Here is an 11,809-nt window from a genome sequence, read left to right on the forward strand (position 1 = left end):
TCGGGAGCCCCCGCTGGCGTCCGGGGCGGAGGGCTGCGACCCTCGACACATCGGGCAAGCGAACCGAGGGAGCCAGCGCGTGCTTGGTAAGGACGTCACGGCGGAGTTCGTCGTGGACGACGCGTCCAGCCGTGGGCGGATCACCGTGTTCCAGATCTGCTGGGGCGCCCGCGACCCGTTGGCTGTGTCCATGACGCTGGTGTCCAGGCCGGAACATCCCGCGCTGCCGCAGGGCAGCTGGGTCGCACCACGCGACACCCTGCGCGCCGGCCTGGAGACGGCGGTGGGCGACGGGGACGTCCGGATCGGTCCCGACGCTGATCGGCGCGGCGTGCGGCTCGACCTGGTGCACGGCGACCGCCGGTCCGTGGTGGTGGTCGCGGCGTCGTCGCTGCGCAGCTTCCTGGACCGCACCGAGCGACTTGTCCCGACCGGTCAGGAGCACACCGAACAGGAGCTGGACGCCGTCCTCGCGGACCTGCTGCAGACCTGAGAAGCCTGAGAAGGCGGGACCGGTCCCACCTCGGCGACCCGGTCACCGAGGATCTCCCGGAGGAAGACCGCGGTGTGGCTCTCCTCGACCGCCGCCACGGCCTCGGGCGGCCCTTGCGCGACGACCCGGCCGCCTCCCGTGCCCCCCTCCGGCCCCAGGTCAATGATCCAGTCCGCCGTCTTGATGACATCGAGGTTGTGCTCGATCACGATGACCGTGTTCCCGGCGTCGACCAGCCGGCCGAGCACGCCGAGCAGCTTGCGGATGTCCTCGAAGTGCAGACCGGTCGTCGGCTCGTCGAGCACGTAGACCGTCCGGCCGGTAGAGCGCCGCTGCAGCTCCGAGGCGAGCTTGACCCGCTGCGCCTCGCCGCCGGACAGGGTCGGCGCCGACTGGCCGAGCCGGACGTACCCCAGGCCAACGTCGTTCAGCGTCCGCAGGTGCCGGGCGATGGCCGGCACCGCGGCGAAGAACTCCGCCGCCTCCTCGATCGGCATGTCGAGCACCTCGGCGATGTTCCTGCCCTTGTAGTGCACCTCCAGCGTCTCCCGATTGTACCGGTCGCCGTGGCAGACCTCGCACGGCACGTACACGTCCGGCAGGAAGTTCATCTCGATCTTGAGGGTGCCGTCACCGGAACACGCCTCGCACCGCCCGCCCTTGACGTTGAACGAGAACCGGCCCGGCAGATAGCCGCGGACCTTCGCCTCAGTCGTCTCGGCGAACAGCCGGCGGATGTGGTCGAACACGCCGGTGTAGGTGGCGGGGTTGGACCGCGGCGTGCGTCCGATCGGGGACTGGTCGACCCGGACCGCCTTGTCGAGATGGTCGAGCCCGCTGACGGTGCGGTGCCGGCCCGGCACCTCCCGGGCGCCGTTGAGCTTGTTCGCCAGGACGGCGGCGAGGATGTCGTTGACGAGGGTGGACTTCCCCGAGCCCGACACCCCGGTGACCGCCACGAAACAGCCCAGCGGGAACGACACGGTGACGTCACGCAGGTTGTGCTCCCGGGCCCCGTGCACGGTCAGTGCCCGGCCCTTGGTCGGCACCCGGCGGATGTCGGGCACCGGGATCCGGCGCCGCCCGGACAGGTAGGCGCCGGTCATCGACTCCTCGCTGGCGAGCAGCTTCTCGACCGGCCCGGAGACGACGACCCGACCGCCGTGCTCGCCGGCGCCGGGGCCGATGTCGACCACCCAGTCGGAGGCGCGGATCGTGTCCTCGTCGTGCTCGACGACGATGAGCGTGTTGCCCAGGTCGCGCAGCCGCAGCAGGGTCTGGATGAGCCGGCGGTTGTCCCGCTGGTGCAGGCCGATCGACGGCTCGTCGAGCACGTACAGCACCCCGACGAGCCCGGAACCGATCTGGGTGGCCAGCCGGATGCGCTGTGCCTCGCCGCCCGCCAGGGTGCCGGCGGCCCGGTCGAGGGAGAGGTAGTCCAGCCCCACGTCCAGCAGGAACGTCAGCCGCGCGTCGACCTCCTTGAGCACCCGGCCGGCGATGGCCCGCTCCCGTTCGGTGAGGTCGAGCCCGCGCAGGAACACGGCGCACTCACCGATCGCCATACCCGAAACCTCGGCGATCGACCGACCGCCCAGCGTCACCGCAAGTGACTCCGACTTCAGCCGCGCGCCGCGGCAGCCCGGGCAGGGGACATCGCGCATGTAGCCCTCGTACCGCTCCCGGCTGCTGTCCGACTCGGCCTCGCGGTGCCGGCGGCCCAGGAAGCCGATCACGCCCTCGAAGGAGGTGTAGTAGGAACGCTTGCGGCCGTAGCGGTTGGTGTAGCCGACGTGGATCTCGGTGTCGCCGCTGCCGTACAGCACGGCCTTGCGGGCCCGCTCGGGCAGCCCCTCCCACGGGGTGTCCATCTTGAAGCTGAGGTCCTCGGCAAGGGCCGTGAGCAACCGTTCGAAGTACTCCTTGTTGTGGCCGCCCGACCAGGGGGCCACCGCGCCCTGCGCCAGCGACAGGGTGGGGTCGGGCACGACGAGCTCCGGGTCGACCTCCTTGCGGGTCCCGATCCCGGTGCACTCGGGGCAGGCACCGTATGGCGAGTTGAACGAGAACGACCGCGGCTCCAGCTCCTCAAAGGAGAGGTCGTCGTAGAGGCAGGCCAGATGCTCGGAGTACATCCGCTCGCGCTCGGGGTCGTCGGCGTCGCGGTCGACGAAGTCGACCAGGACGAGCCCGCCGCCCAGCTTCAGGGCCGTCTCCACCGAGTCGGTGAGCCGCCGCTTCGCCGACGGCTTGATCGCGAGCCGGTCGACGACGACCTCGATCGTATGCTTGCGCTGCTTCTCCAGCTTCGGCGGATCGGTGAGCGGCACCACCGTGCCGTCGACGCGGGCCCGCGCGAACCCGGAGCTCTGCAGCTCGGCGAACAGGTCGACATACTCGCCCTTGCGGCCACGCACCACCGGGGCCAGCACCTGGAAGCGGGTGCCCTCGGGCAGCTCCAGCAGCCGGTCGACGATCTGCTGCGGGGTCTGCCGGGAGATCAGCCGCCCGCACTTCGGGCAGTGCGGGCGGCCGGCGCGGGCGAAGAGCAGCCGCAGGTAGTCGTAGACCTCGGTGATCGTGCCGACGGTGGACCGCGGGTTGCGCGAGGTCGACTTCTGATCGATGGAGACGGCCGGGGACAGCCCCTCGATGAAGTCGACGTCGGGCTTGTCCATCTGCCCGAGAAACTGCCGAGCATAGGCTGACAGCGACTCCACGTAGCGCCGCTGCCCCTCGGCGAAGATTGTGTCGAAGGCGAGGCTGGACTTGCCGGACCCGGACATACCGGTGAAGACGATCAGCCCGTCGCGGGGCAGGTCGAGGTCGACGTCACGGAGATTGTGTTCACGCGCGCCACGCACGACAAGACGATCGGCCATCGACAAACCCTCATGATCTTCAGTAAGACCGGACCTGGGCGAGTGTGGCCATGCTACGGATGAGGACCGGCACTTTTCCGGGGGCGGTCACCTACCACCAGCCGGACGAATCCGTCGAATCCGGTAGAGACCTCGGAGGCGTCAGAGGCATCAGATCTCCCGGTGCCACCTGACGGACCGTAACGACCGGCAGCTATCCCCTGCTCCCGTCCCATCCGCGCCATCCGCTCCGGAGAGGATCACCATGAGCGACGCCGACGGCGGCGACACCAGCCGCACCGGCTACACCGAGTACACCGGGAAAGTCACGGTCGGCGGTCCGGCCGACGTACGGACCCTGCCAGGCCTGTCGATCACCAAGATCGCCGTCGGCCCGATGAACAATAACGCCTACCTGCTGCGCTGCCCGGTCACCGGGGAGCAGCTGCTCGTCGACGCGGCAAACGAGGCCGACACGCTGCTGCGGCTCGTCGGGGACGCGGGGCTGGCGACGGTGGTCACCAGCCATCAGCACGATGATCATGTGCAGGCCCTCGCAGATGTGGTCACCACCACCGGGGCCAGCACGGTCGCCCATCCGGACGACGCCCCGGCCATTCCGGTGCCCACCGCGCGGCAGGTGCGCGACGGAGACGAGGTCGCCGTCGGGACGGCCACCCTTCGGGTGATCCACCTGGTCGGGCACACACCCGGATCCATCGCCCTGCTCTACGAGGCCGATCCCGCCGCCCCCCACCTCTTCACCGGAGACTGCCTGTTCCCTGGCGGCCCTGGAAACACGTTCGGTGACGAACAGGCCTTTACGACGCTGATGGACGGCCTCGAACGCAAGATCTTCGGCCCACTGCCGGACACCACCTGGATCTACCCGGGCCACGGACACGACACCACCCTCGGCGCCGAACGCCCGCACCTGGCGGAATGGCGCACCCGCGGCTGGTGACGGCGGCGGTGAGGCCGGCTCCGGTATGGCGAGCTCGGCCTCGACGCGCTCACGCCACGGATGCGCTCAGTCCGTTGAGACCTCCTCCGGAACGAGGTGATGCTGACGCTGTGCCTACTGTCCGGGGAAGCCGTCGGCAAGATCACCGATCGGATCATCCTGCCGCTACTGCGGCGTCCGCGGTACCGGGCGGAGATGGCCGAGACGCAGCCGCGTCTCGGCCGGGACGGCGCGCCACCGTGAGCTGACCGCGGGCTCCCAGCCTGGCCGGGCCAGCCCGCTCACCAGCCCGGAGAGGATCCGGACCGCGCGCAACGCGTCATGCGACCGGCCCACGGCCAATTTGCGCGCGGCGAGGACGGTCAGCTGGGCCGCGTGCACCGCGGTCCACGACCGGCCCACGTCGTGACGGTGCCGCCGGGCATAGGTGGCGGCCGACCGGCCGAGTTCGGCGTACAGCAGCCCGGACCGCCCGACGGTCTCCCCGCCCACATGTACGACCGGCCAGGCGTCGTCCGCCCAGACGATGCGCCCGCCCGCGGCGTGCAACCGGGCGAACAGATCCGTCTCCTCGTAGTACATCCAGTACGACGGGTCGAATCCGCCCAGCCGTAGGAAAATCTCCGAACGGACGGCGAAGAAGGCGCCGACCGGATAGCGCAGTTCCGGCCACCTCTCCACCGCGGCGATCTCGCCCCGTACCGCCGTGTAAGCGTTCGTCCGCGGGCGCGGCAGGACGGCACTCGCCCGCCCCCGCTCGCCCGCCATGCCGCGGATCGGGAAGCCGACCACGTCGGCGGACGACGCGGCCCAGGCGAGCAGCTTCGGGATCATCGTCGCGGTGTCGGCAGGGACCGTCACGTCACTGTTGACCACCAGGATCCACTCCGGCCGCAGCCCGTCCTCCACGGCACGGCGGACAGCGAGGTTCACCGCGGTACCGTATCCGACGTTCCCGTGCCCCTGGATCACGCGCACACCGTCCGGCAACGCATCATGCCGGGATTTCCCGTCATTCTCCACCAGAAATACCCGGCATTCCTCCATGGCATCCAGTGTGGTCAGCAACCGGTACAGAGACGTCGATCCCCCGTGAGAAACGACGACCGCCAACAGCCTGTGCATCATCCGCCTTCGGCTAGTGCGCCCGCAACGAGCTGCGAAATTTCGGGAAGAATCGGCGAGGAAGGACCACAGCTCACACCGAACGAGTACACACGATCGGCCCTGGAACGTCGAGTATTCCCGCCCGCGCGTCTCCTCGCCCGCGTCAGAGAGATACGTCCCGGCGGCTGGACGTGCACCGATGTACCGCAGTACCCGCCGGAACCAGCATAACCGCTGAGCCAGGGCTGTCCGGCATCCTCGTTCCCGGCGCGTCGCGACACTATTCCTCGATATGTTTCCGGACGCGCGGCGAACCGGGCCCGGTTCGTCACCCGCCTGACGTCACGGGCGGCCCGCCTCCGGGTGAACAGTCGCACTTTCCCGACCAGACCACGGCCCTTGCGCCGATCATGCTCACCGAGGGCCAGGCCACGGCGAGTGCCGTGGCGCTGGCCACCGCCCCGGACGGTCCGCTCACCCGAGACGGGGCGGCGGCGTTAGAGAAGCCGCTCGACGCGACGACCCCGCCGGCCCATCGCCCGCTGATCATCGGGGCGCCGCCTGGGAGCCTTCGGCCACGGACCGCGGCTCGGCCACCCCCTCCGGCTCGGCCACGGACCGCGGGGCCGGCGGGGTGGTACGCAGCGACCAGACGATGGCCACGATCAATGTCACCGCGATGACGCCGAGCGACAGCGCGATCGGCGGGTGCCACACGTCGGTGAGCAACATCTTCACGCCGATGAAGGCCAGGATGAACGCGAGCCCCGTCGCCAGGTGGTGGAAACGATCCATCAGACCGGAGAGCAGGAAGAACAACGACCGCAGCCCCAGGATGGCCAGGGCGTTGCTCGTGTAGACCAGGAACACCTTGTCGGTCACACCGAGCGCAGCGGGCACCGAGTCGAACGCGAACAGGACGTCGGCGGTCTCGATCATGACGAGGACGGCCAGTAGCGGCGTGGCGACCAGCTTCCCGGCACGCCGAAACACGAAACGCTGCCCCTGATAGTCGTCGGTGACCGGAATGACCTTGCGCAGCAGCGCGATCGCCCTGCTCCGGCCCGGATCCATCTCGACGCCGTTGCCCCGGAGCATCGTGACTGCCGTGTAGAGCAGAAAAGCCCCGAAGACGTAGATGACAAAGCTGAAGCGTTCGAGCAGCGCGATACCGGCCGCGATGAACAGGAAACGGAGCACGAGCGCTCCCAGCACACCGTAGAACAGGACGCGGTGCTGGTAGGCGCGAGGCACCTTGAAATAAGAAAAGATCAGCGCGAAGACGAAGAGGTTGTCGACGGACAGGCTCTTCTCCAGCAGCCACGCGGCGGCGTACTCGCCGGCGGGCCCCGGGCCCTGCCAGGCCCAGATGACACCGGCGAATCCGATGCCCAGCGAGACCCACAGAACGCTCCACCACGCGGCCTCACGAAAGCCGATGACGTGAGCCCGACGATGTGCCAGCAGGTCGATGGTCAGGAGTGTGAGCAGGACGCCGACGAAGGCGGCCCAGGCCCAGGGGGGCACGTACACAGGTGATCTCCAGTGGTGTCGGAACGCGGCGCCGCGGGCACGCGGCGCGAAACGGTGTCGCCCTGACCGACCGGGCCCCGTTGCCAGCAGTCGGTCAGAGCACACTTCACCCGGCGATGGTCACGCCGAGGAGTAGGAGGGGAGCCGGGTGCCCGCCGCGGCGGGCGGTCAGCGCCAGAAGCCGCCGGGGTGGGCGGGGCGGACCGTGGTGGCGCGCCCGCGCAGCGGGGCGGTCTCCACCGCCTGGTTCAGCTCCACCGGGCCCACCGTTCCGACCAAGCGGAGGCGACCGTCATCCGGGGCGGCGTCGAGGACGACGACGCAGCCCGCGGCCGGCCGCTCCAGAAGTCGGCCGGTGACGCCCGTCAGCTGCTCGTCCGGACGGGCGGTGGCAACCATCTCCAGCGGAATCATGACCCGGTTGATCCGGGCGAGACCTCGATCGTCCATCGGCACGGCGGCGAGGTCACGCAACAGCACCACCCCGGCGAGGGATCCGTCGAAGTCCTCGACCCCGAGCACCGCCCTCCGCGAAGGCAGGACGACCTCGTCCAGCGCGCTCGCGACGGTCGTCCAAGCGGACAACGGCGGCGGCGGCGGGCTCATCACGTCCCGGACGGTCAGACCCTCCAGCGCGACGTAGGCCCGCTGCTGCGCCTGGGCGAACCGGGAGGTGCCCAGCGCCAACCAACCCAGCAGGACGGCCCACAGCGCGACGAGCCCAACCAGGAACGACCCGACCACCCCGACGGCGATCAGCGACCAGCCAGTGATCACACCGGCGCGGGCCGCGGCCTGCTCGGCGCGCGCACGACTGCCGGTGCGGCGCTCCACCCGGGCGGCAATCAACCGACCGCCGGAGCTGCGCGGGGAGGGGAGGACGTCGACGAGGGTCACCAGCAGCGCGAAGGTACCCACCCACAGGGCCACCTCCCCGGCCAGTTCCCAGGTGCCGGCGGGTGCCAGGGCGCCGAGCACGACAAGCAGGGCCCCGGCGGCGGCGGTGACGAGCAGGCCGGCCCGCGCGATCCGCGCCTCGACCTGGGTGCCGACCTGGGTGCCGACCTGGGTGCCCATCCCCGGCGCGGGATCGAGGGCCACCACGGGCGGCGGCGCGAGATCGATGCCGCGGGATGCCGGGTGGGGGGGTGCCGGACGCGGGGCAGCCACCACGCTCGCGGAGCGGTCGGGTGCGCCGGCCAGGACCAGCCGGCTTCCGAAGGCGCCGAGGGTGATGCCGAGAGCGGTCACCCCCGACCGGCGGGCCGACCGGGCCCGCATCAGATCGGCGGCCAGCAGGACGCCCACGAGCAGGCCCGCCCCGATCAGGCCGCCGGACAGGTAGGCGAATCCGGGCCGGCCGGGCACGGTGGCCGGCAGCGTGATCGCGGAGAGGAGGACGGTGACGATCGCCACCGAGATAGCCAATCCCGGACGCACCGTGATCGGCGGGAGATGTCCCCGTCGGGTGGCGTCATGGGTGGTCATGTCCGCTCAGAGCTCCTAATGAGTTCTTTCACCCTTCACCTGGCCGCGGTCACGACCAGGTGTCACACATGCTCAACGCCTAGCCTGCCCTTCAACGTCCCGGCAGACACCGCAGGGAGTCTGCGACTTTGCCTACGATCTCGTTGCCGAGGTTCGGCAACATCGAAGTTCGGCATCATCGAGGGAGGAGACCGGCAGATGGAGAAAGTAGAGGAAGTAGCCCGGCCAGCTGAGATCACCGCGGTCGACAACGACGCCCCGGCGGGACTGCCCGGGACAAGCCTCACCCGGCTCCCCCGGGCGGCCGTGCTGGCCGCCGCCGACGCCCGGCTGCACGCCGGCCTGCTCGGGGACTATCTCGACGTCCTAGCCTCCGCCGCAGACAGCGGACGGCGGCTGTCCGCGGCGGAGCTGGATACGTTCCGTGCGCTCGGCCGGACGGCGACGGAGTCCGGCGCCGCGCTGCGTGCCCTCGTCGACCTCTACCTCTCTGCGACCTGGCGGATCTGGCCGTCGCTGCCGGCCGTCCGGGCAGCCGACCGGGCGGCCCGCGAGCTCGGCCGGGCTTCGAGTGGCCCGGCACAGCCCGGTCAGCCCACGGATGCCCCGCGCTCCATGGCCGAGGCCGTCGGCGCCGTCTCGAGGACCCGGGCGGCGGCCTCGGCGGTGCTGCGGGCCAGCGACGACGTGGTCGCCGCCGTTTGCGAGGGCTACGAGGCCGCCCGCACCGCCCGGGCTCGCTTCGAGGAGGCGCTGCGCCGCGAGCTCGTCGACGACCTGCTGACCGGCACGTCGGAGGTGGGGCAACTACTGGAACGGGCCGGTACGTTCGGCCTGCGCCTGGAGGCGCCGCACGTGGTCGTCGTCGTCGCGGGCAACCGCCGGTTTCTCGACGGCCGCGGCCTGACCCGGTCGGCGGAGGCGACGCTGCGGGAGCACTGTCCGACCGACCCGCTGGTCGCCACCAGGAACGGTCTGCTCGTCTGCCTCATGCCCGAGGAGAACGACCTGACCCGGTTCCCGGCCGGTGCCGCCGCGAACCTCACCTCCCCGGCCGGCCGGCCGGCGCCGGGAGCCCGGCCGCGTGGGCGTCGCCGCCCGGACCTGCCGAAGACCGGCGACGCGGGATTCTCCCCGCTGCCGGCGTTCGCGCTGGCGGAGGGCACGGCCACGGCGGCCACAGCGGCCGCGGCGGTGACGACGATGACGGCGGTGACGGCGCTGGCCCGGCGGCTGCAGGCCGAGCCCGGGCTGGTCTGGCGGCTGGGGGTCAGCCGGGGGCGCAGCGGGGTCGCCGGGATCCGCATCGGGTTCGAGGAGGCCCGCGGCGCCGTCGACATCGCCGGGCGGCTCGGGCTCGACGGGCACGTCGTCCACGCCGACGACCTGCTCATCTACAAGGTCCTGCTGCGTGACCGGGAGGCCCTGGCCGAACTGGTGGACGCGGTGCTCTCGCCGCTGCGCACGGCGCGGGGCGGCGCCGGTCCGCTGATCGACACCCTCGACGCCTACTTCACCACCGGCGGGGTGGCGCTCGCGGCGGCGCGGCAGCTGCACCTGTCCGTGCGTGCCCTGACCTACCGGCTGGACCGTATCCACGCCCTGACCAGGCACGACCCGGCCTCGCCTACCGACCGTTACGTCCTGCAGACCGCCGTGCTCGGGGCACGGCTGATCGGCTGGGATCCCTCGGCCGACTGACCGCACCCCGGCTGACAGCGGCTGGTCCCGCGGTCCCGGGGGGGCGCGCGGGGGACCGGGCGGAAACTGTCGGAGGCCTGTGGTGTGCTAGGAGCCGTGAGCACAACGTTCGAACGGCCCACCATCGACATCGAGCGGACGCGGGCGCCATTCCAGGTCGTGTCCGACTTCTCCCCGTCGGGCGACCAGCCCGCCGCCATCGACGAGCTGGCCCGGCGGGTCGGGGCCGGCGAGTCCGACGTCGTTCTCCTCGGCGCCACTGGCACTGGGAAGTCCGCGACCACCGCGTGGCTGGTCGAGCGCCTGCAGCGGCCGACGTTGGTGATGGCTCCGAACAAGACGCTCGCCGCGCAGCTCGCCAACGAGTTCCGGGAGCTGCTGCCGCACAACGCCGTCGAGTACTTCGTCTCGTACTACGACTACTACCAGCCCGAGGCGTACATCGCGCAGACGGACACCTACATCGAGAAGGATTCCTCGATCAACGAGGAGGTGGAGCGGCTGCGGCACTCGGCGACGATGAGCCTGCTCACCCGCCGGGACGTCGTCGTGGTCGCGAGCGTCAGCTGTATCTACGGACTCGGCACGCCTCAGGAGTACATCGACCGGATGGTGCGGCTGAGGGTCGGTGACGAGATCGAGCGGGACCTGCTGCTACGCCGCTTCGTCGACGTGCAGTACACCCGCAACGACCTCGCCTTCACCCGCGGGACGTTCCGGGTCCGGGGGGACACGGTGGAGATCTTCCCGGTCTACGAGGAGCTCGCCGTCCGAGCCGAGATGTTCGGCGACGAGATCGAGCGGCTCACCTACCTGCATCCACTGACCGGGGAGGTCGTCCGCGAGGCGGAGGAGATCTACGTCTTCCCGGCCACGCACTACGTCGCCGGGCCGGAGCGGATGGAGCGGGCGATCGCCGGCATCGAGGCGGAGCTCGCCGAGCGGCTGGCCACCATGGAGCGGCAGGGCAGGCTGCTGGAGGCGCAGCGGCTGCGGATGCGCACCACCTACGACATCGAGATGATGCGCCAGGTCGGGTTCTGCTCGGGCATCGAGAACTACTCCCGGCACATCGACGGCCGCGAGGCCGGGAGCCCGCCGCACACCCTGCTCGACTACTTCCCCGACGACTTCCTGCTGGTGATCGACGAGTCGCACAACACCGTCCCGCAGATCGGCGGGATGTACGAGGGCGACATGTCCCGCAAGCGCAACCTCGTCGAGCACGGGTTCCGGCTGCCCAGCGCCATGGACAACCGCCCGCTGCGGTGGGAGGAGTTCCTCGGTCGCATCGGCCAGACGGTCTACCTGTCGGCGACCCCGGGCCCCTACGAGCTGGGCCGGTCCGTCGGCGTCGTCGAGCAGATCATCCGGCCTACCGGCCTGCTCGACCCCGAGGTCGTGCTCAAGCCGACGAAGGGGCAGATCGACGATCTCGTCCACGAGATCCGGCTGCGCGCCGAGCGGGACGAACGGGTCCTGGTCACCACGCTGACCAAGAAGATGGCCGAGGACCTCACCGACTACCTGCTCGAGCTCGGCATCCGGGTGCGGTACCTGCACAGCGAGGTGGACACCCTGCGCCGGGTGGAGCTGCTCACCGAACTGCGCCGCGGCGAGTTCGACGTGCTCGTCGGGATCAACCTGCTCCGCGAGGGTCTC

8 protein-coding genes are annotated in these 11,809 nt (G+C 70.7%); 4 read left to right on the forward strand and 4 right to left on the reverse strand.

Features of this window, described 5'->3' with window-relative positions; all coding sequences use genetic code 11:
• Nucleotides 1-79 precede the first annotated feature (79 nt).
• Complete coding sequence (locus AC08OU_RS02890) at nucleotides 80-493, forward strand: SsgA family sporulation/cell division regulator (protein WP_462186162.1); 414 nt, start codon at nucleotides 80-82, stop codon at nucleotides 491-493.
• On the opposite strand, the gene uvrA is transcribed toward AC08OU_RS02890, so the two are convergent.
• Complete coding sequence (gene uvrA / locus AC08OU_RS02895) at nucleotides 436-3,375, reverse strand: excinuclease ABC subunit UvrA (RefSeq protein WP_462186163.1); 2,940 nt, start codon at nucleotides 3,373-3,375, stop codon at nucleotides 436-438. The genes AC08OU_RS02890 and uvrA overlap by 58 nt on opposite strands.
• 244 nt (nucleotides 3,376-3,619) lie before the next feature.
• Between uvrA and AC08OU_RS02900 the strand changes: the two genes are divergently transcribed.
• Nucleotides 3,620-4,318: an MBL fold metallo-hydrolase gene (locus AC08OU_RS02900; RefSeq protein ID WP_476599161.1), complete on the forward strand. Its 699-nt coding sequence runs from the start codon at nucleotides 3,620-3,622 to the stop codon at nucleotides 4,316-4,318.
• A gap of 165 nt (nucleotides 4,319-4,483) precedes the next feature.
• Here AC08OU_RS02900 and AC08OU_RS02905 read toward each other — a convergent pair whose 3' ends face one another.
• From AC08OU_RS02905 to AC08OU_RS02915, 3 genes are all read right to left on the reverse strand, one after another.
• Complete coding sequence (locus AC08OU_RS02905; RefSeq protein WP_476599163.1) at nucleotides 4,484-5,446, reverse strand: glycosyltransferase family 2 protein; 963 nt, start codon at nucleotides 5,444-5,446, stop codon at nucleotides 4,484-4,486.
• 525 nt (nucleotides 5,447-5,971) lie between these two features.
• A complete protein-coding gene (locus AC08OU_RS02910; protein WP_476599165.1) occupies nucleotides 5,972-6,958 on the reverse strand; it encodes a TerC family protein in 987 nt (328 codons plus the stop codon).
• 168 nt (nucleotides 6,959-7,126) lie between these two features.
• Nucleotides 7,127-8,446, reverse strand: a complete 1,320-nt coding sequence (locus AC08OU_RS02915) for a peptidase M50 (RefSeq protein WP_476599167.1) — start codon at nucleotides 8,444-8,446, stop codon at nucleotides 7,127-7,129.
• A gap of 198 nt (nucleotides 8,447-8,644) precedes the next feature.
• On the opposite strand from AC08OU_RS02915, the gene AC08OU_RS02920 reads away from it, so the two are divergent.
• Together AC08OU_RS02920 and uvrB are read left to right on the forward strand one after the other, a co-directional pair.
• Nucleotides 8,645-10,147 carry a PucR family transcriptional regulator gene (locus tag AC08OU_RS02920; protein ID WP_476599169.1) on the forward strand — a complete coding sequence of 501 codons (1,503 nt, stop codon included), beginning with the start codon at nucleotides 8,645-8,647 and terminating at the stop codon, nucleotides 10,145-10,147.
• Between the two features lie 96 nt (nucleotides 10,148-10,243).
• Nucleotides 10,244-11,809, forward strand: a 1,566-nt coding sequence (gene uvrB, locus AC08OU_RS02925) for an excinuclease ABC subunit UvrB (protein WP_476604262.1), incomplete at its 3' end; no start/stop codon positions are given.

This window comes from Frankia sp. CcMO1, from assembly GCF_977945845.1.

Excerpts from the sequence above, each read along its gene's own strand:
- AC08OU_RS02920 (WP_476599169.1), top strand. The coding sequence starts at position 8,645 with ATGGAGAAAGTAGAGGAAGTAGCCCGGCCAGCTGAGATCACCGCGGTC.
- AC08OU_RS02905 (WP_476599163.1), bottom strand. The coding sequence starts at position 5,446 with ATGATGCACAGGCTGTTGGCGGTCGTCGTTTCTCACGGGGGATCGACG.
- uvrA (WP_462186163.1), bottom strand. The coding sequence starts at position 3,375 with ATGGCCGATCGTCTTGTCGTGCGTGGCGCGCGTGAACACAATCTCCGT.
- AC08OU_RS02915 (WP_476599167.1), bottom strand. The coding sequence starts at position 8,446 with ATGACCACCCATGACGCCACCCGACGGGGACATCTCCCGCCGATCACG.
- AC08OU_RS02900 (WP_476599161.1), top strand. The coding sequence starts at position 3,620 with ATGAGCGACGCCGACGGCGGCGACACCAGCCGCACCGGCTACACCGAG.